Here is a 24,476-nt window from a genome sequence, read left to right as displayed (position 1 = left end):
TGACTTACCAAATTCCCCCAGGAATGCGCGACAGCAGAGAAAACACCCCAAATCCTACCAACAACGCCCCACTAATCGGATTAATCCAACTTGACCAACGACGCAATTCCAACAACTTTTTAATCGACGCTGTAAAAGTTCCTGCTAAAATCAAAGGTGCAACATATCCAGCAGTGTAGGAAAGTAACAAAATCCCCCCTAAAATTAAATCTTTTGTGGATGCCACCCAAGCTAACAAAGTAGCTAAAACCGGAGTACTGCAAGGAGAAGCAACTAAACCAAAAGTTAACCCTAATAAATAGGAACGTACCCCATGAGGCAAATCTTTAGAAATAAAATCTATACCATCAAAAGAAGGGAAGCGTAAAGGTAAAGCTTCTAATAAATTTAAACCCATAATAATAGCAATGATGCTAACAATAATTGGCAAACCAATACCAACTTTACCGTATACTTGACCGACAAAAGCAGCCACAATTCCCAAAGCTGCTAATGTAGTAGCTAATCCCAAAGAAAACCAAGTAGATTGTGCCGCAGCTTGCCAGCGATTTTTAGCTTCATAACCACCAATATAACCAATAGTTATCGGCAACATCGAAAGCATACAAGGTGTTAAACTGGTGAGTAACCCAGCAGCAAAAATAATCGCCACACTTAACCAACTAAGTTGTAAAAGTTGAGTTTGTACTAAGCGATCGGCATATTGTCCCAGTTGATAAAGATAGGTTTGTAATGTTTCCCACATAAGGCTAACGGCAATTGCAATTTTTGACCTGATTGTATTGTAACCCAGAATATATTTTTATTTTATTGGGTTCGTTGACAAAGTAAGAAAATAGGGACATAAGCATTAATTAACTAATGAAGTAAAAGTGACAGATAAATCTTTTCCTGTACAACTAGTCAACAGATAATTTTCCTGAATCATCACTTAACTAACTTTCCTCATGAATTACCCTTTCAAATTGCTCAACAAGTAGCACTAAATCATTCGTTACCGTATCAAAAACAATATCTAAATCAATAGAAAAATAAGCATGAGTTAACCGATTTCGCATCCCAATCATAACTGCCCAAGGAATCTCAGGATGCCTCGCCCTACATTCTGCTGAAATTCTCCCCGCTGCTTCGCCAATAATTTCTAAATCTTTAACGATCGCCAACACCAACATCCTATGATTATCTAAATCCTTCCTAGTCTTTCCAGACATAAAACCTAAAACCTCTCTTGCGGCATCTTGGATATGGTGTAAGCGAGTTAAATCGTCAATTGCTGTCATACTGCACCACCGCCTCAGCAATTACTCTGTCTCGAAAATAAATACTTAACTCATTTGGAGTTCTTAAATCTATTTTTCTCCCCTTTAGCATTTCGGAAAGCTCCATTTCCATACTAACTAACTTAAAATAACCTGGAGTTTTTCCCGGCTCAAATTCCACTAAGAAATCGATATCACTCTCCGGTGTAAAATCATCTCGTAACACCGAACCAAATAAAGACAGCTTACGGATATGGTGACGCTGACAAAATTGCTCTATTTCTTTTTTGGGAATCTCAATCGGTAACGTTTTAGTTTCACTCATTTCTAGTAAAAACCTCTTCCATTTAAAGATATCAAGTTTGAACTAACATTGGGATTTTTTTTTTACTAAGTTAGCGTAGCGTGCGCTACGCGCATAGAGGCAAAGAACGCGAAGAAAGAAAATAAGTTTCCCAATTCATTGAAAATTGCTATATTATATTTTAATAAATTGCTTTAGCAAAAGTACTTTAAGTTAGGAATTACCATGACCCCAGTTTCTCCTACTAATTCCCGCAACTTCAAAACATCTCCTACGCAATTTTACACTTGGAAAAATTACCGTTGTGCCTACGAAGTTCATACACCAACAGATGAAGATAACAATCAAAAAATTGCGCTGTTACTAATTCATCCCATTGGTGTAGGATTATCTCGGCATTTTTGGCAACGATTTTATGAGTCATGGTATCAAACAGGAAGAAAGAATTTAATTTATAATCCCGATTTATTAGGATGCGGTGAAAGTGATATGCCTCATGTAGCTTATACTCCTAATGATTGGGCCCAACAGTTGCAATACTTTTTACAAAATGTTGTGAAAAAACCTGTAATTTTAGTAGTGCAAGGTGCTTTGTTTCCAGTGGCAATTGAGCTTGTGCAAAACTCCAGTATATCCGATTTAGTCAAAGGAATTATATTATCTGGCCCTCCAGCTTGGCCTGTAATTACCAAAAAAGCCAAAAATTGGCAGCAAAAATTAACTTGGAACTTGCTAGACTCTCCTTTAGGTAATGCGTTTTATCGCTATGCTAGAGGTGAAAAATTTTTACGTTCTTTCTCAATTCGCCAGTTATTTGCCCAAGAGAAACAGGTAGATACCCAATGGTTAAGTATGCTAAATTTGGGTGCTAAAGATATGGCGAGTCGCTATGCAGTCTTTGCATTTTTAGCAAGGTTTTGGCAGAAAGGTTATGAACAAGCAATTAATAAAATTAACCAACCAACCCTTGTGGTTTTGGGAGAAAAAGCCTCCAGCATTAGTAAAGCTGGTGTTCAAGAAACTCCAGAACAACGCAGTAAAGCTTACTTAGAACATCTACCAAAAGGTGAAACTGTTTTTATTTCCGGTCGAAATGTTTTACCCTACGAATCGACGAAAGAATTTGTCAAAATAGTAGCTGATTTTGCTGATAAAATAGAAGCAATATGTTAAGAAATAAAGTAAGATTTGGCGATCGCACTAATCCCCATTCCCCACGCCCCAATCCCCATCATGCAAACTACATCCCAATCTCTTAACACAGCTTTAATTCCTGGTAGCTTGCGCCGAGTTCATCACATCGCTTTAAACGTCCGAGATATGCAAGCATCGCGCCATTTTTACGGCAACATCCTGGGACTGCACGAACTCACAGGCGATGAAATTCCCGAAACTTTAGTTGATTTAGTTGCTAAGGGAAAAGTCGCTAATTTTGTCACTCCTGATGGTACAGTTTTAGATTTATTTTGGGAACCAGAACTTGCACCACCAAACCCCGACCCCACACAGCAATTTACTCGCGCCAATCACTTAGCATTCGACATCGACCCCAAATTATTTGATACTGCTGTAGAAGTCCTAAAACAACATCAAATTCAAATCGATCATGGCCCAGTGACTCGTCCCACAGGCAGAGGAATTTACTTTTACGATCCTGATGGTTTCCTAATAGAAATTCGTTGCGACCCTCATTGATTGGTGATTAGTGCCTTCTGCCTTCTTAACGTTTAGATTTGAAATCTGGTCGATTTAAACTGACAATCTTCCCCTTTGCCCCTCTGCCCCTCTGCCCCTCTGCCCCCCTGCCAGTTTGAGGACGACGGCGTTCAGCTAAAGATACAACTTGGGCTTCACTACTTTCTCTAGCAACCCGAATTAATAAACCAGCAGCTAACAAACTGGCAATCATCGAATTACCACCATAACTAAACAAAGGAAAAGGTAAACCTGTAGTTGGTAAAGCCCCCGTTGCCACACCAATATTCATTAAAGACTGTCCTACCATTAAAATCATCGCACCGATCGCCACCAATCGATGCACAACCCTTTGCGCCCGTTGTGCCACAATTAAAGCCACAGTTGCATAAACAAACAGAAATCCAAACAACACCAAACAACCAATAAAACCAAACTCTTCCGCATAAACAGCAAAAATAAAATCAGTATATTGAATTGGTAAATAAAATAACTTTTGCTGCGATAAACCAAACCCAGTTCCCCACATTCCCCCAGAACCAATAGCCAACAAACTTTGTACTAACTGATAACCATTTCCCAAAGCATCAACCCAAGGATTTAAAAACATCATGATCCGTTTTTGCTGATATTCCCGCAGGCTAATACTCAGAAAAGCTAACAGAAATCCCCCAAAAGCCGTCGCCCCTAATTGAACATAAGGCAACCCCGCAGCCAAAGCTATCAGCCAAATAGTCATGCCACAAAATGCCGTTGTACTTAAATTTGGTTGTAATAAAATCCCCAAAAGTACAAAAGCAAAAATTAACAGCCATGTCAGGCGAACTCTCAAATTTAGCTGTTCCCATTTCCCAAAAACTCTAGCACTTTGTAGCACTAAAAAAGGTTTAATCAGTTCCGAAGGTTGAATCGGAATCCCGCCGATTAGCAACCAGCGAGTAGCCCCATTAATAGTTGTTCCTACCCCTGGAATAACTGTCACGAAGATTAGTAACAAAAGCAGCAATACAGCCCAATCAGCGATCGCTACTATATAACGCAAAGGGGAGTGGACAACCAAATTAAACACCACCAAACCCACCAAAACCCAAGCAATTTGTCGCTTAAAGTAATACAATCCATCCCCATGATCGGCATCAGCAATAGAATAAGAAGCTGAAAATAAAATCACCAATCCTATAAATAGCCACAGGAAAGTCAACCAGCGCAGCAAACGCGCCAGAGTAGCCCATTCTTCTACAGAATTATCTAAAAACGGAATTAGTAGGCGTAGCTTCACTTGACTAACTTTAAAACTTTGCCGTCTTTCATCTTATGACTAAAAGCCAAGAGATGAAAGACGGCACAACGGAAAAATTGCTATTACCTTGTAGAAGTAGCTAGCTTTAAGGGAATTTTTGTCAAGCCTTTTTTGAAAATTACAGCAAACCTGTATTTGCGCCCTGTTTGCCTGTTGCCAATTCAACCTTGAGGATTTTGCCACCCATTTTCATAATTCTTTGTTGTTCACGAAACCAGTTGTCGTAGGGTACCAGTTTGGTGAAATAGGTGTTTTGTAATTCTCTCTGAGTACGAATTCTGGTTTGGCTAGGAACACAAGCAGTAATCTTAAACATCCGCATGACTTTTCACTCTCCTACTTTCGGAAACAAACTTTTGGGTCTTGATAAACCAAGGTCTGGGACTCAAGAGTAAATACTAGCCGCCAAAACTCATCAATTAATAACAGACAAGTCTTTAACGCCCTAGCATTGACTCCTGACTTCCCAGACCATGCTTACATAGAAGACAGAGTTATTAAACCTTCGTCTTCAATGGCTCCAGTTATCAATTAGCTCAAGCCAGAGCTGATGTAGTCGAAGTAAACACCCATTTCTTTACCAGCGTCAGCGCCAACCAAGCTAGCAGTAACTTCCTTCATAGCTTGGATAGCTTGCACGGTAGCAGAGATAGGTACACCCAAGGAGTTGTAGGTTTCCTTCAAACCATTGAGAACGCGCTCGTCCAAAATGGAGGGGTCGCCAGCCAACATTGCGTAAGTGGAATAGCGGAGGTAGTAGTCCAAGTCGCGGATGCAAGCTGCATAGCGACGGGTGGTGTACATATTGCCACCAGGACGAGTGATGTCAGAGTACAACAGAGACTTAGCTACTGCTTCCTTAACAATCGAAGCTGCATTAGCGCTGATGGTGGTAGCGGCACGTACCCGCAATTCGCCAGTTTGGAAGTAGCCTTTCAGCTTTTCCAAAGCGCCAGTATCTAAATACTTACCTTGAACGTCAGAGGAGTTAATAACAGATGTAATCGCGTCTTGCATTTGTTTGCTTCCTTCAAGTCACCTAACAAGAGAAATCCTAAATCTGGAAAATGCTAACTTACAACAGAACTTAGGTTCTACTGCATAGCACCAATCACGTAATCGAAGTAAGATCCAGCTTCAGCAGCGTCTTCAGCAGACAGCATGGAGGTGGCAACACTCTTCAAACCGCGAACACCTTCAGCTACCGCAGGAATTGGGGTACCCAAAGAGTTGTACATTTCACGAACACCAACCAAACCGATTTCTTCGATCGGGGTTACATCGCCAGCTACGATTCCGTAGGTAACTAGACGGAGGTAGTAATCGAGGTCACGCAAGCAAGTAGCGGTCATTTCTTCACCGTAGGCATTGCCACCAGGAGAAACAACATCAGGACGCTTTTGGAACAGTTGGTCGCCAGCTTGCTTAACAATGCGTTCGCGAGATTCACTCAGAGTTTGAGCAATACGGAGACGACGTTCACCGCTTGTTACAAAGCTCTTGATCCGATCCAATTCACCAGGGCTGAGATAGCGGGCCTCAGCATCAGCATTCACGATGGATTTCGTGACGATACTCATTTACGGAATCCTCCAAAAAAGAAATTGTTTAACCAGGATCTTGAAACTGGCGTTGGCAACCGAGTAGCTGAGTGAGTTTTGACCAAACCTGAAACTCGACAGCTTAGTTAAGTCTATTCTGAGAAGCAGGTTTAGTAAACTTCAATCTTTTGTCAGGTAAAGCAAACTTCTAGACCACAAATCCAGAGAAGCTTTTTCATCCCTGATTTCAGACTCAGCAACCTTCCGAAAATATTTTGCGACATTACGTTCATATTCTGATGCTTCCTGTAATACTTTTTAATAATTCTCCTCATGATTGCCAGTTGCACCCCTGTTTTCCGATCTTTTGTCACCAAACAGGTCATTAGTTAATAGTCATTAGTCATTTGTCAATAGCTGTTAATAAAATTTACTTTAATTAATAAAACCAAGCAACAGGAAATGCCTTATCCCCAAATAGGAGATAAGGCTATTTAAATTAGGAAAAGGGCGGCTCTCACAGCAGGGTAGCAGAAGGGATATATGGACAAGGAGATTTTTACCTTCAACCTTCAACCTTGGAGCCTTGGAGCCTTGGAGCCTTGGAGCCTTGGAGCCTTTCTTTCTAGACTCGACCACCCAGATAAGAAGGTGATAGGCTCGACCAAGGAGTTTTCACCAAGTCAGTAGCCGCCTTCACACTACCCAAGTAGTTACCAGCAGGCAAAGATGGGAAGCGATTATACGGCACCACATCCTCACCAAAATATTGAGCATATTCTGGGCTATCAACCATCGCCTCAACCGCAGCCTTCAATCCAGCCGTTGCCAAGATTTGGTTATATGAGCGAATCTCCGCTTGCGTTGCCGGAGCACGTCCCAACAAATGCCGGAACAAGAACTCAATCACCTTAGTATTTGGGTAAGGAGTATAGAATCTGCGACGGTAAATTTCTGAACCTGCTAGAGTTCGGACAAACTCCCGCACAGAAATTTCCCCATTCCGCAACTTACTTTCTAAATCAGAGCGACGGAACTCAGCAGGCACTTGACCGCTGAACACATCCATCACCTGAGTGTAAATAGCGTTCAACACTAATGCCGTCTCTGCCTGATTCATCCCCGGATTCATCCGGTAAATCCGCGCAGGCTTGCGGCGAGTAGTACCCACACCCACCTCTACCGATTGTCCTGCCCCATTGCTGAAAGAACGACCCAACTCAATAAACAAAGGCTTGGATTTATCCATCTCCCTTGTTTGCCGTTCCAAATCACCCATCGCCTTACCCATCAAAGGCATCTTAGAATTATCCATTCTCGCCTTCACAGGAGCAAAGCTTGGTACAACCAAATCATTATTCTGTTTAGTCAGTTGGTTATACAGCCTTTGCGAATTCGGGAAATTCGCCGCAGGTAAAGTCAAATAGCGATTGTAAGGAACAGTATCCTCACCAAAAGCCTCCGCATATTCCGCACTGTTGGTCATCTCATTAACAAAAGCCTTAATCCCACCAGTTGCCAGAATTTGGTTGTACTTGCGAATTTCTACTTGATCCAAAGGAGCACGACCCAAGAAATGCTTCGTTCCCAGTTCAATCACCTTAGTATTCGGATAAGGTGCATAGAACTCCTTAATGTAAAGTTGCGACTCACCTATTGCAGTAATGAACTCCTTCAGGTTAATTTCGCCATTACTCAGCTTGCTCTCCAGCGCCGAGAACTCATTCTTCACAATGTAAGGTTCCACATCGCGCTCAAAGACTTGCCGATAAGCCGCTCGAATCACCGTAAGAGCAGCCTTCTTATCTTCATTACCCGTCAGCTTGAAGACCTTAGTTTGCTCCCGTTTCTTGGAAACACCTTGGTTAACGCGGAATTGGACATCAGGCTCCGTTCGCATCTCGGAAACCGCACCCAGTTCCACAAACTTCGGAGTTTCCTCCTTGTCAACCCTGGCTCCAGTCTCACCAATACTACCAACCCGCAGAGAGCGCAGCGCCAAACCAGATGGAGTAACATAGCGTTCGTAAGGAACCGTATCTTCTCCAAAAGCCTCGTTGTACTCTAGTGAATCAATCAAAGCATCAATCAAGCCGTATAAGCCCTTTTTGGAGCAAATATCGAAGTACTTGTTATTCTCCTGTCTTCCGTAAGTAGGTCTACCCAACAAGCGACGATGGATGTACTCAACCGCCTTACAAACATATAAAGGAGTCCAGTACAGCTTACGGAACAAATCCGACTTCGCCAAAGCACGGATAAATTCCCGAACCGTAATCTCTCCATTCTCCAGCTTGATCTCCGACACCTTCAGGCGTTGCCCTTCATAGACATCGCGCCCAAACACCTGCAAATAACAAGCCCTAATTACCGCTTGAGTAGAGCTTTCCGAGAACTTAACACTAACACCTTGACTCTTTAACCCGCGTTTGCCACCCAGTCCAGTAAAGCTGGGGAGTTGGTCCAGTTTGAAAACCTTTGGACCGAGAGTTCCAGGTGCCTTACCTCTTGCCGCTGGGTTGCTCAACTGGTTTTCAATACCCGCACCACGACGAATTAAAATCCGTCTAGTATCCTTACCGAAAGGAGCAGGACTAGCACTCGGATTTCTGGTTTCCTTCGGGAAAATTGCCCCAAATTGAATTTCTAGTGGGTCATTGCCAGAACCATAAGGATGTTGATCCGGTAAAGGACGGTTGTATGCCGCAAAAGTAGTCAGGAATTGCGGTACCTTGCGGAATGGCGCACTGTAGTTGAATAAATCTTGTTGTGGCCCCCAGTTCCGACATTCTTGGGCTTCCTGTCCTAATCCCCGCAGGTAAGGAACAGTTTCTTCGCCAAAGTAATCCGAGTATTCTTGGGAATCTACTAGGGCATCAACTAATCCGGGTAAGCCTTTTTCAGATACGATCGCAAAATATTTTTGCACCTCCTCCCGTGAAGAAGGCCCCCTACCTAAAAAGTGCCGGAAAGCTAATTCTAATGCCCGACTGTTGATATATGGCTGATAAAAATTTTGCCGATATAAAGGAGATTTACCCAAACGGCGGATAAATTCCTTCATGGAAATATCGCCATTTTTAACCTTTGATTCTAAATCGGAAATCGAGAGTGAGTAAGCACGGGTAATATCCCGCTCAAACACCTGTCTGTATGCAGCCTTCACAACTTCCTGTTTTTCTCGGCTAGAAAGTCCCGGCTTCATCACAAACTTAGGACGACGTTCAGAGGAAGCAAAGTAAATTTGTGGTAGCTGTAACCCCTGCTGATCGCCTGAAGGACGTTGCCGTAATTTGTCCGAAGGAGTGGGAGCTTTAAACTCAGAAATCAGTACGTCAAAATATTGACCGACTGTGGTTGTCCCTACTTCGTCTTGCCGGAAGTAACCCAATGCTGCTGCTTTCATTTCCTGCAACGCCACGATCGTTGCTTCTCCAGAGCAAGCATTTTCAATGATTTCCCGCAATCCTCTGGTGTTGACCACAATAATATTGGGATCGCCAGCTACGATCGCATAAGTCAGATAACGCAAGAACCAAGACAAATCGCGCAGGGATTTGGTCATGTTTCCTGGGCCGTATCTAGCTACGTTGATGGGACGAAATCCTGCGGATACGGGCCCACCACTAGATGCAGAAAATAATGACCTGATTCCTTCTAAGAATCCGCCCCTACTCTCTACGTAGGTAGCGGTTCCCAATTTCATCGCTTCTCTTGTATCCAATGCGGTGCCAGCCATTGTCATTACTGGCTCTTCTTGTGGTTTTTCCAAGAATGCCATTGGTGAACCACCGACGAATATCCGGTTGGCTGCCCGCGATACGATGATTTCGGAATTTTTGGTTAAGGTCTGGGCAATTTCTAACCGCTTACTGCCAGAACTGAAGTAGCTCGCTAGTTCGTTCAGTTCGCCGCGCTCTAAAAAGCGGTCTTGTTGTTCCGCTTGGGATATCGTTGCCACTGGCAGGGTTTGGTAAAGCTGCGGACGTGCAACTGAGCTTCCACCACTTGCTTTAACACTCATTGGATCTCAAAAGCTCCCTATAGTTTCTACCCTTTGTTAAACCCGACTGGTTACGCCTGATCTGGGTCAAAGTTTCCTCACCTGAGAATGCTTTGCCCGTACTCCTCTAACAATCTCTGACTTTTTGCCGTTCGGCTGACGCTCACGGAAGCCTCCTCGAATCAGGCTGAAGTGAACCGAGCCATCAAGACTGTTCGGAGTTAATCAACTCAGTCTTTAGATTAGAATGTTTCGTGCTTGTCACACTCGTTTATTAAGAAGTGTGTACAACTATATTCGACTGTTGCCCACATATCATACTTTATCATCGAACATTTTCTGAGAGAAAAGATAAGTTTTGTTACAGTTGGTGATTTGTCATTAGTCATTTGTTATTTGTCATAAGTCATTAGTAATTTATAGTACGGGCGGGTGAGAGCTTTCCTCAAGCACACAAACCTAACCTTACGATCTCTTGACCAATGACCAATGACCAATGACCAATGACCAATGACCAATCAAGATATTAGTTCTGCTGTTCAACGTCTTTACGATACTTACCCTTTTCCACCTGAACCGCTGCTGGATACTCCGCCACCGGGATACAATTGGCGCTGGAATTGGTTAGCAGCTTATAACTTTTGTGTGGGAAGAAAACCAGCAAAGCAAGATATTCGGATTCTCGATGCTGGATGTGGTACTGGTGTCGGTACTGAGTATTTGGTTCATTTGAATCCTAAAGCTGAGGTAACAGCGATCGATCTCAGTGCAGGTGCCTTAGCTGTAGCAAAGGAACGCTGTCAGCGTTCTGGTGCTAACCGCGTTCAATTCCATCACCTCAGTTTATACGATGCCGGACAACTCGATGGTGAGTTCGACTTAATTAACTGTGTGGGAGTTTTACACCATTTACCCGATCCCAAACGGGGGATTCAATCTTTAGCTGCTAAATTAGCTCCTGGTGGACTATTTCATATTTTCGTCTATGGGGAATTGGGACGCTGGGAAATTCAATTAATGCAAAAAGCGATCGCACTCCTCCAAGGTAACAAAGTCGGTGATTACCAAGATGGTGTCCGAATAGGTCGGCAGATCTTTAATTCCCTACCAACAGATAACCGACTTGTCAAGCGAGAAAAAGAACGTTGGTCAATGGAAAATCAACAAGACGAATGTTTCGCTGATATGTATGTCCATCCCCAAGAAATTGATTACAATATCGCATCTTTATTTGAATTAATCGACGCTTCTGGGTTGGAATTCGTCGGTTTTTCTAATCCAAAAATGTGGGAATTAGAAAGATTATTAGGGAAAAGTCCTGAATTAATTGCTAGGGCAGAAACTTTAAGCGATCGCCAACGTTACCGTTTAATTGAATTATTAGATCCCGAAAGTTTCACTCATTACGAATTTTTCTTAGCCAGACCACCTTTAACTAAATCAGATTGGTCTTCTGATGAAACGTTATTAGCAGCAATTCCAGAACGTAACCCTTGTATGGATGGATGGCCTAGTAAATGTCTATTTAACTATGATTATCAGATAGTTAATCTTACGGAGCCTGAATTCCAATTTCTGCAAGCTGGCGATAATAATACTGATAAACAGCAAACTTTGTCCGAAATTTTAACAGGTATTGATTTGAGCTTGGACAAAGTGCGATCGCTCCTCCAACAGCAATTAATTATCCTAACCCCTAATCAATTGTAGAGAAGGCTCCAAGACAAGGGAAAAGTTTTGAGTTCTTAGCTTCGTTTTTGGAGTTAATTAACTTCCCAAGACTCCCAAAAGTCTCAAGAGTCCCAAAAGTCCCAATAGTCCCTTCTTGTCGATGACTTGAGTCACAAAATAGTTAAGGAATTATCACTGTTTTCCGGGGAACTTGCAATCAAACTATAAGAATAGCAAAAGCTTTATCATTCCTTAACTTTTCTTAAGAAAAGACAATTTGGTGCAAGACTATGAAATCTCAATACCGTTGGCATTCCATCCCCATAGAAGCTCTCTGCGGACAAATCATGGTGACAGGTAAGATTACCATTAGCGATCGCTATCAGATTAGGTCTGCCTTATTAAATGATACTCTGAGCGAACCAGAGCAAATTTTAATCAACAGATTGCTCTATGGCATCCGACATGGATTACTCAGAGTCATCGACTAAGAATTTTTCAAACAACAGATGCGATCAATATCACCTCCAATTCTGAGTATTATCACATTTACCAGCAATATAAAATCACTTTTCTACAAGTTTACAGTCACTTGTAAGAGTTTTTACTGTCACTTGTAAAGCTTTCTGACATCACTTAATTCCTGGAACAAAAGATTCATAGTAATAATACCGAGTTCCAGGGGTCAAGATGTCACAGCAATCTCTTCTTCCACAACTTACTGTTAACTCCAAGCAAGTTTTGACCCAGTTAAATAGTGGACAAATACTGAAAATTGATAGTCGCTGTCGAGGTGGAATCATACTTTGTAAGCGACATCACGCAGAATTTGCTGGATATGGAGCCGCTGTAGGTGGTAGTTGTGACATAGACTGTAATCGGGTAATTCCTATAGGTGATGTCAGCTTAATTCATCCAGAGTCTTTCCCAGAGCGACAAAAAGCATTTACCATCAGACAGCGATGGTTCCGTTTTACTCAAAAAGCAATGGAAAGTTCTGTTCCCTTACAAAGGGCTTACATGATTTTGGTAATGCTAGAAAAGTATTTCGGAACCGAAGCTGTTAGCTCAATATCAGACGATATTCTCTCTGGGCTAATTGGAGTTTTACCGAAAACAGTCAGTATGGCACGTCAGTATAAAACCAATCACGGAGAAACTAAACAATCAAATTCAGCTGTTCTGGCAGTTTAACTATCAGTTAATTTCCCAGCATCTAAGCTAAATTCAACCAACCAGCCAAAAATGCCACTGTCGCCACTAAGTTTAACAACATCATCATTCCCGCAGGCATAAATTTCCGAGTTCGGACAAACCTAGTAATAAAAACTACGAGCAAAACTGCTGCCATCAAAGTTGCTATTCCTAACCCTACCGTTGGTGTTTTTGTTGCTAAAAACCAAGCAACTAATAGAATTAGACCACTAATTAAACCTGCTAGAAGAGACTTGGTACTTTTGGCTTTCATGTAGCCAAAGACACCGCCTATTCCGACAATCAAAGCATATCCCAAGATAGCCCAGATTAATATTTGCGCCATATTTTTAATTTTTGATTTAATCTAAAAAACATACCACAATCAAGGGCAATTTTCTATGAATCTACATGATTTGGGAATGTTGTTGTTACTCCTAACTCCGGGACTTTTGCTTTCAATTCTGATTATGGCCTCTTTCGCCGCAGGCGGATAAAGCAGAGGAACTAGGGGAGGAGGGGGACAGGGGACTCTTGAGACAAGGGGACTCTTGAGACAAGGGGAATTTAATTAACTTAACTCAGATCTTGCACCAAGGCTAAAAACCGGGTTTCTTGCCAATAACTAAACCTAAAAGTCTAAATTTTTCGTTCATAAACTCGGTTTTTCAAGTCTTGTTGAGAATGGTGCTCTTATCTGAGTTAAAACTTTCTCCTTAACTGAAAACTCTCTGACTCAAAACTCAAAAGTTTTTCCCTTTTCCCTTTCTCCTGACTTCTACAAAAAGTCTATTAAAACTTGGTTTAATTGTATTTAAAATGGTAATTAGTTAGGACATGAGCAGTTATACCACAGAGATTTTGCGGAAATTTTTCTGAACAGGTCAGTGGTTCTACGTAATGTATTATTATTAACAAAAATTGCAATATATCCGGCAAGGGATTACAACAGGGAAAAAACAGATTACAACAGAATTAGATAGATATTTGAAACAGGTTTTGCACAAGCAGATGAACACGAACGAAAAAGCAAACTTTCTTTACCCCCGTAGTCGCTACTACGGTTCAGTTAATCCAGAAAATTTGGTTTTTAACGCCAATTTGCAAGAGTTTACTCAAAGGATTAACTTTATCTGTGCTTTAGAAACTAGTGGTAAGCTTGCCCCTGAAGAAGCTTATACACAAATCAAGGCTTTGTGGAAACAACTGAAACGTTCTAAAAAGGAACTCGGTATTGGTCAACATCCCTTCCGAAGTGATGACAATAACAACGAAGGAAATCAATCATCTGAAGATAATTGAGTAGATTTTTATGAACGATTTCAGGTTGTACTGGAACGCATCTATTGCACCTCCTTGTTGCCAAAAAACAAAGCAGCTATATTTTTTTCTTGTCGCGTTGGGATATTTGAACTCAACGCGACATTTATTTTAGTTTAAAATTCGCTTATTAGATGCAAGGATATTTTTGAGGAAATGACGAATCAATATCCCATACCCGTTGTGGTGAATGGTGCGGCTGGCAAAATGGGTCGAGAAGTGATTACAGCGGTAGCTGGCGCAAGTGATATGACGCTACTGGGGGCAATCGACCATAATCCAGAGTTTTTAGACAAAGATGCTGGTGAGATAGCTGGATGTGGCACATTAGAGGTGCCAATTACCAATCAGTTTGAGCCAATGTTGGCAATGGCAGCGCAAGAGAGACAGTTGGGGGTGATGGTAGATTTTACCCATCCTAGTACAGTTTACGATTCGGTGCGGTCTGCGATCGCTTACGGCGTGCGCCCAGTCGTCGGAACTACCGGAATGAGTGCCGAACAAATTCAAGACTTAGCAGAATTTGCAGAAAAGGCGAGTACTGGCTGTTTAATCATTCCCAATTTTTCCATTGGCATGGTGCTCCTGCAACAAGCTGCTGTTCAAGCATCGAAATATTTTGACCATGTAGAAATTATTGAACTCCACCACAATCAAAAAGCAGACGCTCCTAGCGGTACAGCCGTTCAAACTGCTAAACTCCTAGCAGAACTGGGCAAAACTTACAATCCGCCTTTAGTTAAGGAAGAGGAAAAACTAGCAGGAGCTAGAGGCAGTTTAGCAGAAGAAGGAATTCGGATTCATAGCGTGCGCTTACCCGGATTAATTGCTCACCAAGAAGTAATTTTTGGCGCACCTGGGCAAATTTACACTTTAAGACATGATACAAGCGATCGAGCCTGTTATATGCCCGGAGTCCTACTGGCAATTCGCCAAGTCACCCAACTAAAATCGCTAGTATATGGATTAGAGAAGATTTTGTAGTTCGCCAGTAACAGGTAAAAATCCGCATTCAGGATTCAGAATCAAAATCAAACTTTTGCATTCTGAATTCTCCCCTAACTACCAATTACCTATTGCTTATTACTCAATACTTAAAAATTATGCTCATTCCCATCACCCGCGAGAAATTTGAACAACTCATCCCTATCCTAGCTACAGGAAGTCAATACAAATATTATTGGGGTAAGCCATCTGACTTTATCCTGCGGCTACTAATTTCTGTAGTCATCGCTCTGTTAATCTGGTGGATTGAAGTTGCTTTTTTAGGGCCAGAATATGTCGCTTTCACGCTATTAACTGGTATCTTTACTGCTTCCTATTTTTTATGGGGGCCTATTTTTCGCGCTAGTTTACGTAATTATCAGTGTCGCAAATACAAATACAGTGGCTTTTGGAAAGGTGAAGTCTGGGATTTGTATATCAGTGAAGAACTAGTAGGAAAAGAACATAATGTTAACAAACGAGGCGAATTAGTAATTGTAGAAAACCGCGAGAAAAGATTAAATATAGAAGTCGGTGATGAAACAGGTTTTTCCACAAGTTTACAAGTTCCCCTCAAACGAATTCATAAATCGCTCAGAAGAGGTCAAGCTGCCGAAATGTTGGTAATGTCTAATAAACCAGATTTAGCCATCATTAACCAAGTAACAGATATTTATATTTCCGACCTTGATTTATGGGTGAGTGATTATCCTTATGTACAAAGAAAAGAATTTACTGAACTGAGTTATAGGTTTGAAAAATCCGAAAAAATGGAAAGGCAAAAGAAAACAAGAAGACCTGTTGAGCAAGATGAGCCCGAAGAAACGCGCCCCGTAAAGCAACCCAAAAGACCGAAAAGAGTTAATGATTGGTAATTAATAAAAAAGTTCGTTGTCACGACTTCAGTCGTTCTGGAAACATCGTGAAGGACTAAAGTCCTCACAACTAACAAATACAAAAAGTTGGTTGTCACGACTTCAGTCGTTCTGGAAACATCGTGAAGGACTAAAGTCCTCACAACTAACAGTTAAATTTTAACCTCGATCGCGAGAAATTAACATGAATTGATCTCTCCTGGGGTAGTGGTAAAGTCAAAACACAGCATTTTAGTACTAATTTATCTAACTTTATTAAACGCCGACTACTCCCTCTTGTCCGTATGCTTGCCAAGCTAGTTCTACTAATCCGTTGACTATTGCTGCTGCGACTACGGCGCTTCCTTTCCGTCCTTCGGTGCGAATATGGGCAATAAGCGAATCTTGTAATCTTTCTTTAGCTACATCTACATCCACAAAACCTGCGGGTGTAGCAATTACTAAAGCTGGTCGAATTTCCTCTTTCTCGATTAAGTCTACCAGGGAAGAAAGAGCGGTTTGAGCATGACCCACAACAAAAATTCCTTCTGGGTAGCGTTTGGCGAGTGTTTCAATTCCCCAAGCTACACGGGTTTTTTCTTTTTGGGGGCGCGTTAATGCGTCCATGCTACAGTAAACCGGGTTGGCAAAGGTGTTTTGGATAATTGGGGTAATGCCAACTTGTACCATTGGCACATCTACGACAATGGTAGTGCGGGCGGCTAAAGCTGCTGCGCCTGCTTGTAAGGCTCTTTCGGAAAAACGAATCAGCGATTTATATTCAAAGTCAGCGGTGGCATAGATTACCCGCCGAACTATTTCGTATTCTGCTGGGGAAAAGATGTGTTCGCCGATTTCGCGATCGATTATTGCTAAACTCTGGGCATCTGTAATATGCCATTCCATGAGAAACTGCCCCCGAAGCTGCTACTCATTTAAGCATAAATTAAGTTCGTTGTAAGGACTTTAATCCTTTGCTTGTCTGATTAACGACTAAAGTCGCTACAACAAACCAGTTTGTTTTTCGTTGTCAGGACTAAAGTCCTTTGCTTGTCTGATTAACGACTAAAGTCGCTACAACAAACCAGTTTGTTTAAAGCATAAAGGTAGGACGCAAAGAATACAAAATTAACTTTTGCGTTCTCTGCGTCCTATTCTATTCAGTGAAATATGGATAATTAACTGAACTTAACAGTTTAACGGCTGCTGGAAGCTTCCGAAGGTGAACCAACCGCAGGGGTAAGGTAAGCAACTAAAGCTCCAATGACGAATCCTGCCACATTTCGCAGCAAGGGCAACCATTCGGCAGTGCGGTTGACTACCGGACCGATTCCGAAGGCAATAAACAAAATTCCCCACAAAGGCGAGAACATTAACGCCCATTGCCATGCTACGATTTGTCCTGGTTTCCGGGGATGAGCCGCGAATCCTAAGACTACTCCACCTACAATAGAAGTAACTAAGGTAAGAATCCACTGTTCTCGCGGTAGTCCGGGAACTACGTTGCAACCGCCTTGAGTCAAGCAGGTTTTCACGGATTCTAAGGATTGAATGATTGATTGAGCTTCGCCTTGTTCGCGGACAAAGTAGAGGTTGCCGAACCGAGTTTGGAGTTCAATCCAAAATGTCCGGGGTAGAAGCTGATAAACGGCATCTCCAACGTTGAAGTTGAGGATATTGCCGCCTCTGGAGTCAGCAACTACAAGGACGCTTTTTTCATCTAAGCCCCAAAACTTTTTAACTGCTCTACCAGGGGTGCGATCGTACTGTGTTAATACTCTCAGTTTCCAGCCTGTTTCGGCTTCAAAATTTTCTATATCTTTTGTCAGTGCTTCCTTCTGAATATCGGTGAAGGTTTTGGCGAGGTCAATAATTGGGGTTTGAGTTGTAGGTAGCAAGTCTGGGTTTTCGTATGCTTGCGCGAAAGCAGGTGCTACTGTCCAAACTGATAAGGCAAGGAAAAAGGCTACTAGGGATGCCAGAACTCTTTTGACGAAAGGTTTTTGCTGCATGGGCTGTTTTACCGGAATCTCAGGTTGGGACATTTACCAACAAGTTTTATTAATCAAAGGTTAATAGAAAGCTAATATTTCTTTACACTTCTTTACTTTACTCTAATAGTACGCCATTTTACCACCATTATTTTCATAATGGGGAAAAAGGGGCTCCAGGAGCAGGGGGCAGAGGGGCAGAGGGGCAGAGGGGCAGAGGGGCAGAGGGGCAGAGGGGCAGGGGAGCAAAGATTAAAATGAAATAGTTGCTCACAAATCTTGTTTTTGATTTTTAATAATTAGATTTTTATACTTATAAACTAACAATTAGAAAATGAAAAAATTAAACAATTTAAACTAGTTTCTATATTAGTAAACTTAAAATTATTTTCCCTTTTACCCCTACTCTCTACTCTCTACTCTTTGTCTGCTTCTGAATGTTCTTTCGGGTAGGATGTCGATCGCTCATGAGGAAAATCCAAGGGCATTCTTTGTCCTGCTGGGAGGCGGTCTACAGTACGGTGTCCACTAGGGGGAATATTATTATTAGAACGGTTAAAAGTTTTCCAGGCGGCTTTTATTCCTGTGAGGAAACTACGAGTAGTAACTTGAACTTTTTTCGCTTGAGTTTTAGCGCCGTCAATAGTTTTATCGACATTTTTTACTACTTGACCTGCACTTTTTACCCCATCGGTAACATCATCTGTTAACTCACTTATTTCCATTCCGGTGAGGCGAATAGATTCTAAAGTGGGTGGTAGTTCTCTGTTTAAAGTATCGGCTAATTTTTCTATACTGCGGGCAGCACGGGCAATTTCTTGAACAGCTGGCAAAAGTGCTACTAGAACTGCCGTGAGACTAATGGCAACTAGCAGAATAGAAAGTCCTAGCCAAAATAACGGGTCAATCACAAATTTTTAGTTTAAATAATTATTAGGCTTCTGGTTCAATTCCTGTTTATTTGGAGTCGGCTTTAACTACTTTAGTTTCGGAGGTATGGGATCTAGAGTTACCTCTGTTAGAGGATCTCGAACTAAAGTTTCATCAGAAGATCTGGTAGTTTCTTGCCGTTGTATATTTTGCTGTTCTCTGGCAGTGGCTTCAACTCCGGCTGCGATCGCTTCTTTAAGTCGCGTTAAGGTACTATCCCAGTTACGCAGTGCTGTTTCGGAAAGGCGATCGGCTTGCAATTGTACACTACTGGAAAGGTCTTCTGCCAATTCTGGGAGTGCTTCGGCAGATTTTTTTAGCAAATTGCGAGTTTCTTTCCCAGTGCGCGGTGCTAAGAGCAAGCCTGTAATAGTCCCCAGTGCTGCTCCCAGAAGCATACCACCGATAAACGATCCCGATCCTGAACGATTCTCAGACATTTTTTCGCTACTCTATCCTTTTAATTCATTTTAGGCGGGATTTCCTGTTTGGTATGATATGCGATCGCGTTGCGTCTGCGGCGAGCACCGAGCGAGATTATTCCTCAAGCAGGATTTAGCAGCCTTGAGCAAAAAAGCCATGATTAGAATTTAGACAGGGACTTCTTGAGCTTTTTCAATTGTCTATTCTGTCTGGAGCGTTTCCGCCAAAACTGTTGTGTGAAGTTGAGTATTCCTAAGACTTGTCCGAGTTTTTCCAGTTGAATCTCTAGTTTTTGGTATTGTTCACGCAGCGTCTTAGCACCTTTTTGTCCAACAGTTATGGTTTTTGGTGCGCTGTGTAAGACTTTGTAAGTATTACGATCGGCAGCTAGGATAGCTTTTGTTGCACCTGCGATCGTCCTACGGATTTTCCAAATTCGCCAAGCTAGGTAAAAGTTGAATAGAGCGATGAGTATGTTGATTGTGATGACAATGGCAATCATTTTTGTATTGCTCTTAACAAGCACATTTAATTTAATGGAATGGCTGTTGGCTTTAATGATAGCGGGTAAAAGTGCGATCGTTAATTAATCTAAAATCTAAAATCTAAAATCCTAAATAGAATAGCGATCGCCCCCTCCCCCCTCTTCAGGAAAAAAGCGCGATCGCTAATTTTTCTAACTACAATTTCAACCGTCGAATCTAGACATCTTGTTCGCTGAATTCGCGAGTCATGTGATCGAAAGGCTGGTCTATAAAGGAAGTATTCAGAATCCCAGATTCTTCTGCTAGTCCCTTAACAATATCCTTCATAATTTGGATACCGCGCACTGTTGGCCCAATGGGTACACCCAGAGAATTATAAGTTTCCCGTAAACCTTGCAAAACGCGCTCATCCAACACATCAGTATCCCCGGCAACCAGCGCATAGCTAGCATAACGGAGATAATAATCCATATCCCGCAGACAAGCCGCATAACGACGAGTCGTGTAAGCATTTCCACCAGGACGAATCAATTCCGGCAACTCATCAAATAATTGCGAACCTGCCTGTTTAACAATCTCAGCTGCATTACTAGTAATCACAGCAGCAGCAGCTACTCTAACCGTACCCGTTTCAAAATAAGCTTTCAGTGAATCAACAGCATTCCGGTCTAAATAACGACCAGCAACATCGTAATTTCTAATTAAAGTTGTAACTGCGTCCCGCATGAAATTGCTCTCCCAGTGAATGTTACTATCGGGGTTTTACTATTGCTGAAATATTGTTGCATCTAATCCGTATTAGAACATCGGACAGACACACCTGCTTCTAGATTAAAACTCAACTTAACAAAGTTTAATCAAGAAACACAAAGCTTTACCTGTGGCGTAGATAGCCGATTGTAGTTTACAACAAAACGATGCCCCAAAAGTTGCCTTTCACAGCTTTTGTATTGGGAGAGAACATTAAACCAAAACTTTTTGTTTTGGGCGATTTTTTAAGTGGCAAGAAGGATATTCTGGCTGAAATTTAATAGCGGATTTAAACCAGTCTGTCAACGGCTCAGATAACAAAATTAACTCTTCAGGATAGCGAGGTTGAGGATCGCCTACCAACCAAATTGGCGGCACCATCATCGGGTCATACTCTGCAATTACATCAACCACACCTGGACGTTGTTTTAACTCTACCCGCAGTCCCGGACGATATTGCTGTGCTTCCTGTGTTGTTAAATCTGTCTGTAATGTAAAAGTCATTGTTATCGCAGCTATAAACTGTAGTTATTGTTACGATTTTACACAAGGAAAGTTAGGTTGAGAAAGGATTCTGTCAAAGTCGCTACATTTTTTAACCTTTTCTTTAGGCGATCGCGTAACCAGAGCAGGATATTCTGTAACCTTGGATACAAAAGATCCTGAAACCTGTCTCTAGGATGATGCAGGTATACTATTAAGTCGGCAAAATCGGCTATTTAATTTGAATCAAATCTGTCTGGACATCCCAGAGTAACAATCATGGAGAGATCCAGGCAGTAGTTTGAGGTGTCAGATCAATAAAGACAGACACACCCAGTAAAATTCTTTCAAATCTAGGTTTTCTGCCCCTTGACCTGAACCTTCACCACAGCTGATTATCTATATCCAGACTTTACGAGATCAAAAGTTACGGAGTAATTCATGTTCCAGACCCCGCAAGAGTTCTTAAATTACGTTAAAGAAAAGAACATCCAAATCATTGACCTGAAATTCATCGATATGCCTGGTATTTGGCAACACTTGTCGATGTACCATGACCAAATCGATGAAAGCAGCTTCAGCGAAGGTGTAGCCTTTGATGGTTCCAGTATCAGGGGTTGGAAAACCATCAACGAGTCAGACATGGCAATGGTGCTAGATCCCACCACTGCTTGGATTGACCCCTTCATGAAAGAACCCACCCTCAGTGTCATCTGTAGCATTATCGAACCCCGCACAGGTGAACCCTACAGCCGCGACCCTCGGACAATTGCCCAAAAAGCAGTTGATTACCTAATCTCTACAGGTATTGGCGACACAGTATTCATTGGCCCAGAAGCGGAATTTTTCATTTTCGATGATGTTCGCTTCGACCAAAACGAACACGAGGGCTACTACCACGTAGACTCTGTTGAAGGTCGTTGGAATTCCGGGAAAAACGAAGGGCCAAACTTGGGTTACAAACCTCGCTACAAAGAAGGTTACTTCCCAGTTTCCCCCACCGATACTTCCCAAGATATGCGGACAGAAATGCTGCTGACTATGGCAGAGTGCGGTGTACCGATCGAAAAGCATCACCATGAAGTTGCTTCCGGCGGTCAGTGCGAACTAGGTATCCGCTTCAACAAGTTAATCAAGGCAGCAGACGACTTGATGACTTATAAATATGTAATTAAGAACGTCGCTAAGAAGTACGGCAAAACCGTTACCTTTATGCCCAAGCCAGTGTTTAATGACAATGGTTCTGGGATGCACACCCACCAGTCGATCTGGAAAGACGGTCAACCCTTGTTTGCTGGTGACAAATATGCTGGTTTGAGTCAAATGGCGCTGTACTATATCGGCGGTATTCTCAAGCACGCACCTGCACTGTTGGCTTTAACTAACCCCACCACCAACTCTTACAAACGCTTGGTGCCTGGTTTTGAAGCACCTGTGAACTTGGCTTACTCTCAAGGTAATCGTTCTGCTTCGATTCGGATTCCTTTGTCTGGTAATAATCCTAAAGCCAAGCGGTTAGAGTTCCGTTGTCCTGATGCTACTTGTAACCCATACTTAGCTTTTGCGGCTATGCTTTGCGCGGGTATTGATGGCATCAAGAACCAAATCGATCCAGGTGAACCTCTGGATGTGGATATTTACGAACTGAGCCCGGAAGAGTTGAGTAAGGTTCCTTCTACTCCTGGTTCTTTGGAAGGTGCCCTGGAAGCTTTGGAAAAAGACCATGCTTTCTTGACTGAAACAGGTGTGTTCACGGAAGACTTTATCCAAACTTGGATTTCTTACAAGATTGATAAGGAAGTTAACCCCATGCGGTTACGTCCTCATCCTTACGAGTATGCCCTCTACTACGACTGCTAAAAAGTGTTTGTTGTTTAAATAACATTTAGCCACCTTAATTGGTGGCTTTTTTATTACAACCTGTATCACAACTATTTTGGATTGTGAAAAATTTGTGGTGTTGATTATGTTACCGATCGATCTGTCGCACCCATTTTGGAAATAGGTATTAGAATCTAATCTATTAGATCTACTTTACAAAACTCAACAATTATGACAGTTGCTTACCCAAGGAAGTTACAAAACTCTATTGGCGCACGGGAAATCATGAAGCAGGTGGTGTCCGATCGCGAAATCCACATCATCACCCTCAACCGCTACCGTTACAGCGAACAACGCAGCTGTAAAGACTTGACAGAAATTATTGAGGCACTAAATGGAAAAGAACCACAATTAATTCGGGATCTCTCTCATCACATTTCCGACGAAGCGCGTCATGCTATGTGGTTGACCGATTTGTTGGTAGATATGGGAGAAAATGTTAATACACCACCAGGAACTTCTTACATACTGGAATTTGAGCGTTTAATCGATCGCGAACTTCATCCTGAGAAAGATTTAGACGACTTCGTTATTTCCACGCTGGCTGCAATTAACGTCACCGAAAAACGGGGTTGTGAATATTTTTCCGCTCACATTCACGCTTTAAAAGAAGCCCCACAAACTGAAGAAAATATTAAAATTCGCGAAACAATTGAACGCATTTTTCCCGAAGAAGCAGGGCACGTTCGTTGGGGAAATCGTTGGCTGGCAGAAATTGCGAAAAAAAGCCCGGAACATCGGCAAAAGGTGGAACAGGCTAAGCGCAAGTATACTGCGATCGAACAAGCAGCGTATGAATCTGGAATAGACATTACCTTGGGTGCAGAACTGCGCCGCATAGATAATTTGTTGGAAATTGCCAATACTATGCCTTTGTGGGAACGTCCTCAGTACTTAATGGAACGTATTCCCCAAGCTTTGCTAGCACCTCAATTGCAAATGACTCGAATTCAAATAGCTCAAAGAGCTTGGAATCGCGATCCTCAAGCATTTATGGAAAAATTTGTGCCGATGTTTCTTAATGGCGTGAAGAGCACTGTTGACAAACAGAAAAAAGGGACTGCTTAGGGAATTGCAATAATAAAATGATTCAATCTTGTGGGGTGGGTATCCTGCCTACCGGGAACAATGGCAGGCAGGATGCCCACCCCACAAAAAACAGTTAGATATTTTTGATCTAAAAGTATCTTTTTTGTACAGAGCAAATATTTATTTACATCTATCTACAAAGTAGGTAAAATCCCATTTCAAAGATGAACCTGCTTGTGAGGAAGTACTGACATTCTCTTAACCCGCAATCATCGAGATTTTGGGAAAGTGGCAGGGTTAGCGATCGAAAATTGGAAAATTTGAGGTATCAGCTGGTACTAATTCCACAAAAGCGCCAAGAAGCGATACTGTTGGTCTA

At 42.1% G+C, this 24,476-nt stretch carries 26 protein-coding genes; 10 read left to right on the top strand and 16 right to left on the bottom strand.

Features of this window, described 5'->3' with window-relative positions:
• Window positions 1–4: 4 nt before the first annotated feature.
• The 3 genes from ACE1CI_RS05085 to ACE1CI_RS05075 form a co-directional block, all read right to left on the bottom strand.
• Window positions 5–745, bottom strand: coding sequence for a cytochrome c biogenesis protein CcdA (locus tag ACE1CI_RS05085; protein ID WP_413262391.1), 741 nt, complete (start codon window positions 743–745; stop codon window positions 5–7).
• Window positions 746–935: 190 nt separating this feature from the next.
• The gene (locus ACE1CI_RS05080; RefSeq protein WP_496615248.1) at window positions 936–1,280 is read right to left on the bottom strand and encodes a HepT-like ribonuclease domain-containing protein; all 345 of its coding nucleotides are present in this window, start codon (window positions 1,278–1,280) and stop codon (window positions 936–938) included.
• Window positions 1,267–1,584, bottom strand: coding sequence for a nucleotidyltransferase family protein (locus ACE1CI_RS05075; protein WP_413262393.1), 318 nt, complete (start codon window positions 1,582–1,584; stop codon window positions 1,267–1,269). The genes ACE1CI_RS05080 and ACE1CI_RS05075 overlap by 14 nt, the downstream gene beginning before the upstream one ends.
• A 204-nt stretch (window positions 1,585–1,788) precedes the next feature.
• Here ACE1CI_RS05075 and ACE1CI_RS05070 point away from each other — a divergent pair, with 204 nt between their 5' ends.
• Window positions 1,789–2,736: an alpha/beta fold hydrolase gene (locus ACE1CI_RS05070; RefSeq protein ID WP_413262394.1), complete on the top strand. Its 948-nt coding sequence runs from the start codon at window positions 1,789–1,791 to the stop codon at window positions 2,734–2,736.
• Window positions 2,737–2,796: 60 nt separating this feature from the next.
• The gene (locus ACE1CI_RS05065; protein ID WP_413262395.1) at window positions 2,797–3,258 is read left to right on the top strand and encodes a VOC family protein; all 462 of its coding nucleotides are present in this window, start codon (window positions 2,797–2,799) and stop codon (window positions 3,256–3,258) included.
• A gap of 25 nt (window positions 3,259–3,283) precedes the next feature.
• On the opposite strand, the gene ACE1CI_RS05060 is transcribed toward ACE1CI_RS05065, so the two are convergent.
• The 5 genes from ACE1CI_RS05060 to ACE1CI_RS05040 form a co-directional block, all read right to left on the bottom strand.
• The gene (locus ACE1CI_RS05060) at window positions 3,284–4,537 is read right to left on the bottom strand and encodes an FtsW/RodA/SpoVE family cell cycle protein (RefSeq protein WP_413262396.1); all 1,254 of its coding nucleotides are present in this window, start codon (window positions 4,535–4,537) and stop codon (window positions 3,284–3,286) included.
• 139 nt (window positions 4,538–4,676) lie between these two features.
• Window positions 4,677–4,880 carry a phycobilisome linker polypeptide gene (locus ACE1CI_RS05055; protein ID WP_073595487.1) on the bottom strand — a complete coding sequence of 68 codons (204 nt, stop codon included), beginning with the start codon at window positions 4,878–4,880 and terminating at the stop codon, window positions 4,677–4,679.
• Window positions 4,881–5,089: 209 nt separating this feature from the next.
• The gene (apcB, locus tag ACE1CI_RS05050) at window positions 5,090–5,575 is read right to left on the bottom strand and encodes an allophycocyanin subunit beta (protein ID WP_413262397.1); all 486 of its coding nucleotides are present in this window, start codon (window positions 5,573–5,575) and stop codon (window positions 5,090–5,092) included.
• A 77-nt stretch (window positions 5,576–5,652) separates the two neighbouring features.
• Complete coding sequence (gene apcA / locus ACE1CI_RS05045; protein ID WP_413262398.1) at window positions 5,653–6,138, bottom strand: allophycocyanin subunit alpha; 486 nt, start codon at window positions 6,136–6,138, stop codon at window positions 5,653–5,655.
• Between the two features lie 586 nt (window positions 6,139–6,724).
• The gene (locus tag ACE1CI_RS05040; protein ID WP_459564004.1) at window positions 6,725–10,123 is read right to left on the bottom strand and encodes a phycobilisome rod-core linker polypeptide; all 3,399 of its coding nucleotides are present in this window, start codon (window positions 10,121–10,123) and stop codon (window positions 6,725–6,727) included.
• 489 nt (window positions 10,124–10,612) lie between these two features.
• Between ACE1CI_RS05040 and ACE1CI_RS05035 the strand changes: the two genes are divergently transcribed.
• From ACE1CI_RS05035 to ACE1CI_RS05025, 3 genes are all read left to right on the top strand, one after another.
• Window positions 10,613–11,812 (top strand): class I SAM-dependent methyltransferase, encoded by a 1,200-nt coding sequence (locus ACE1CI_RS05035; RefSeq protein WP_413262399.1) that lies wholly within the window; start codon window positions 10,613–10,615, stop codon window positions 11,810–11,812.
• Window positions 11,813–12,063: 251 nt separating this feature from the next.
• Window positions 12,064–12,264, top strand: coding sequence for a hypothetical protein (locus tag ACE1CI_RS05030; protein ID WP_413262400.1), 201 nt, complete (start codon window positions 12,064–12,066; stop codon window positions 12,262–12,264).
• A gap of 199 nt (window positions 12,265–12,463) precedes the next feature.
• Window positions 12,464–12,967 carry a hypothetical protein gene (locus ACE1CI_RS05025; RefSeq protein WP_413262401.1) on the top strand — a complete coding sequence of 168 codons (504 nt, stop codon included), beginning with the start codon at window positions 12,464–12,466 and terminating at the stop codon, window positions 12,965–12,967.
• Window positions 12,968–12,989: 22 nt separating this feature from the next.
• On the opposite strand, the gene ACE1CI_RS05020 is transcribed toward ACE1CI_RS05025, so the two are convergent.
• Complete coding sequence (locus tag ACE1CI_RS05020) at window positions 12,990–13,313, bottom strand: TMEM14 family protein (RefSeq protein ID WP_413262402.1); 324 nt, start codon at window positions 13,311–13,313, stop codon at window positions 12,990–12,992.
• A 665-nt stretch (window positions 13,314–13,978) separates the two neighbouring features.
• Here ACE1CI_RS05020 and ACE1CI_RS05015 point away from each other — a divergent pair.
• The 3 genes from ACE1CI_RS05015 to ACE1CI_RS05005 all read left to right on the top strand — a co-directional run bounded on the left by ACE1CI_RS05015 (window position 13,979) and on the right by ACE1CI_RS05005 (window position 16,146).
• Window positions 13,979–14,269 (top strand): DUF7219 family protein, encoded by a 291-nt coding sequence (locus tag ACE1CI_RS05015; protein WP_413267963.1) that lies wholly within the window; start codon window positions 13,979–13,981, stop codon window positions 14,267–14,269.
• Between the two features lie 174 nt (window positions 14,270–14,443).
• Complete coding sequence (gene dapB / locus ACE1CI_RS05010; RefSeq protein ID WP_413267962.1) at window positions 14,444–15,271, top strand: 4-hydroxy-tetrahydrodipicolinate reductase; 828 nt, start codon at window positions 14,444–14,446, stop codon at window positions 15,269–15,271.
• Window positions 15,272–15,390: 119 nt separating this feature from the next.
• The gene (locus ACE1CI_RS05005; protein WP_413267961.1) at window positions 15,391–16,146 is read left to right on the top strand and encodes a DUF8619 family protein; all 756 of its coding nucleotides are present in this window, start codon (window positions 15,391–15,393) and stop codon (window positions 16,144–16,146) included.
• Window positions 16,147–16,401: 255 nt separating this feature from the next.
• Here ACE1CI_RS05005 and ACE1CI_RS05000 read toward each other — a convergent pair whose 3' ends face one another.
• The 7 genes from ACE1CI_RS05000 to ACE1CI_RS04970 form a co-directional block, all read right to left on the bottom strand.
• Window positions 16,402–17,031 (bottom strand): precorrin-8X methylmutase, encoded by a 630-nt coding sequence (locus tag ACE1CI_RS05000; RefSeq protein ID WP_413267960.1) that lies wholly within the window; start codon window positions 17,029–17,031, stop codon window positions 16,402–16,404.
• 290 nt (window positions 17,032–17,321) lie between these two features.
• Complete coding sequence (locus ACE1CI_RS04995) at window positions 17,322–18,170, bottom strand: TPM domain-containing protein (protein WP_496615245.1); 849 nt, start codon at window positions 18,168–18,170, stop codon at window positions 17,322–17,324.
• A gap of 362 nt (window positions 18,171–18,532) precedes the next feature.
• On the bottom strand, window positions 18,533–19,027 hold the full coding sequence (locus tag ACE1CI_RS04990; protein ID WP_413267958.1) for a DUF948 domain-containing protein: 495 nt from the start codon (window positions 19,025–19,027) through the stop codon (window positions 18,533–18,535).
• Window positions 19,028–19,093: 66 nt separating this feature from the next.
• Window positions 19,094–19,486, bottom strand: coding sequence for a YtxH domain-containing protein (locus ACE1CI_RS04985; RefSeq protein WP_413267957.1), 393 nt, complete (start codon window positions 19,484–19,486; stop codon window positions 19,094–19,096).
• A gap of 143 nt (window positions 19,487–19,629) precedes the next feature.
• Window positions 19,630–19,971, bottom strand: coding sequence for a hypothetical protein (locus ACE1CI_RS04980; protein WP_413267956.1), 342 nt, complete (start codon window positions 19,969–19,971; stop codon window positions 19,630–19,632).
• 199 nt (window positions 19,972–20,170) lie between these two features.
• Window positions 20,171–20,680, bottom strand: coding sequence for an allophycocyanin subunit beta (gene apcB / locus ACE1CI_RS04975; protein ID WP_413267955.1), 510 nt, complete (start codon window positions 20,678–20,680; stop codon window positions 20,171–20,173).
• Between the two features lie 237 nt (window positions 20,681–20,917).
• Window positions 20,918–21,208, bottom strand: a complete 291-nt coding sequence (locus ACE1CI_RS04970) for a hypothetical protein (RefSeq protein WP_413267954.1) — start codon at window positions 21,206–21,208, stop codon at window positions 20,918–20,920.
• 420 nt (window positions 21,209–21,628) lie between these two features.
• Here ACE1CI_RS04970 and glnA point away from each other — a divergent pair, with 420 nt between their 5' ends.
• Together glnA and ACE1CI_RS04960 are read left to right on the top strand one after the other, a co-directional pair.
• Window positions 21,629–23,047 carry a type I glutamate--ammonia ligase gene (gene glnA, locus ACE1CI_RS04965; protein WP_496615244.1) on the top strand — a complete coding sequence of 473 codons (1,419 nt, stop codon included), beginning with the start codon at window positions 21,629–21,631 and terminating at the stop codon, window positions 23,045–23,047.
• A gap of 192 nt (window positions 23,048–23,239) precedes the next feature.
• On the top strand, window positions 23,240–24,136 hold the full coding sequence (locus tag ACE1CI_RS04960; protein WP_413267952.1) for a ferritin-like domain-containing protein: 897 nt from the start codon (window positions 23,240–23,242) through the stop codon (window positions 24,134–24,136).
• Window positions 24,137–24,476 lie beyond the last annotated feature (340 nt).

The organism is Floridaenema flaviceps BLCC-F50 (genome assembly GCF_041929275.2).
In the GTDB taxonomy this organism is placed as follows: domain Bacteria; phylum Cyanobacteriota; class Cyanobacteriia; order Cyanobacteriales; family Aerosakkonemataceae; genus Floridanema; species Floridanema flaviceps.
Note: the sequence above shows the minus strand (reverse complement) of the source record. Positions and strands in the feature narration are given on the sequence as shown.

What these genes read in the sequence shown, in the direction of transcription:
- ACE1CI_RS05085 (WP_413262391.1), bottom strand. Translation starts at nt 745, where the DNA reads ATGTGGGAAACATTACAAACCTATCTTTATCAACTGGGACAATATGCC.
- ACE1CI_RS05080 (WP_496615248.1), bottom strand. Translation starts at nt 1,280, where the DNA reads ATGACAGCAATTGACGATTTAACTCGCTTACACCATATCCAAGATGCC.
- ACE1CI_RS05075 (WP_413262393.1), bottom strand. Translation starts at nt 1,584, where the DNA reads ATGAGTGAAACTAAAACGTTACCGATTGAGATTCCCAAAAAAGAAATA.
- ACE1CI_RS05070 (WP_413262394.1), top strand. Translation starts at nt 1,789, where the DNA reads ATGACCCCAGTTTCTCCTACTAATTCCCGCAACTTCAAAACATCTCCT.
- ACE1CI_RS05065 (WP_413262395.1), top strand. Translation starts at nt 2,797, where the DNA reads ATGCAAACTACATCCCAATCTCTTAACACAGCTTTAATTCCTGGTAGC.
- ACE1CI_RS05055 (WP_073595487.1), bottom strand. Translation starts at nt 4,880, where the DNA reads ATGCGGATGTTTAAGATTACTGCTTGTGTTCCTAGCCAAACCAGAATT.
- apcB (WP_413262397.1), bottom strand. Translation starts at nt 5,575, where the DNA reads ATGCAAGACGCGATTACATCTGTTATTAACTCCTCTGACGTTCAAGGT.
- apcA (WP_413262398.1), bottom strand. Translation starts at nt 6,138, where the DNA reads ATGAGTATCGTCACGAAATCCATCGTGAATGCTGATGCTGAGGCCCGC.
- ACE1CI_RS05040 (WP_459564004.1), bottom strand. Translation starts at nt 10,123, where the DNA reads ATGAGTGTTAAAGCAAGTGGTGGAAGCTCAGTTGCACGTCCGCAGCTT.
- ACE1CI_RS05035 (WP_413262399.1), top strand. Translation starts at nt 10,613, where the DNA reads ATGACCAATCAAGATATTAGTTCTGCTGTTCAACGTCTTTACGATACT.
- ACE1CI_RS05030 (WP_413262400.1), top strand. Translation starts at nt 12,064, where the DNA reads ATGAAATCTCAATACCGTTGGCATTCCATCCCCATAGAAGCTCTCTGC.
- ACE1CI_RS05025 (WP_413262401.1), top strand. Translation starts at nt 12,464, where the DNA reads ATGTCACAGCAATCTCTTCTTCCACAACTTACTGTTAACTCCAAGCAA.
- ACE1CI_RS05020 (WP_413262402.1), bottom strand. Translation starts at nt 13,313, where the DNA reads ATGGCGCAAATATTAATCTGGGCTATCTTGGGATATGCTTTGATTGTC.
- ACE1CI_RS05015 (WP_413267963.1), top strand. Translation starts at nt 13,979, where the DNA reads ATGAACACGAACGAAAAAGCAAACTTTCTTTACCCCCGTAGTCGCTAC.
- dapB (WP_413267962.1), top strand. Translation starts at nt 14,444, where the DNA reads ATGACGAATCAATATCCCATACCCGTTGTGGTGAATGGTGCGGCTGGC.
- ACE1CI_RS05005 (WP_413267961.1), top strand. Translation starts at nt 15,391, where the DNA reads ATGCTCATTCCCATCACCCGCGAGAAATTTGAACAACTCATCCCTATC.
- ACE1CI_RS05000 (WP_413267960.1), bottom strand. Translation starts at nt 17,031, where the DNA reads ATGGAATGGCATATTACAGATGCCCAGAGTTTAGCAATAATCGATCGC.
- ACE1CI_RS04995 (WP_496615245.1), bottom strand. Translation starts at nt 18,170, where the DNA reads ATGTCCCAACCTGAGATTCCGGTAAAACAGCCCATGCAGCAAAAACCT.
- ACE1CI_RS04985 (WP_413267957.1), bottom strand. Translation starts at nt 19,486, where the DNA reads ATGTCTGAGAATCGTTCAGGATCGGGATCGTTTATCGGTGGTATGCTT.
- ACE1CI_RS04980 (WP_413267956.1), bottom strand. Translation starts at nt 19,971, where the DNA reads ATGATTGCCATTGTCATCACAATCAACATACTCATCGCTCTATTCAAC.
- apcB (WP_413267955.1), bottom strand. Translation starts at nt 20,680, where the DNA reads ATGCGGGACGCAGTTACAACTTTAATTAGAAATTACGATGTTGCTGGT.
- ACE1CI_RS04970 (WP_413267954.1), bottom strand. Translation starts at nt 21,208, where the DNA reads ATGACTTTTACATTACAGACAGATTTAACAACACAGGAAGCACAGCAA.
- glnA (WP_496615244.1), top strand. Translation starts at nt 21,629, where the DNA reads ATGTTCCAGACCCCGCAAGAGTTCTTAAATTACGTTAAAGAAAAGAAC.
- ACE1CI_RS04960 (WP_413267952.1), top strand. Translation starts at nt 23,240, where the DNA reads ATGACAGTTGCTTACCCAAGGAAGTTACAAAACTCTATTGGCGCACGG.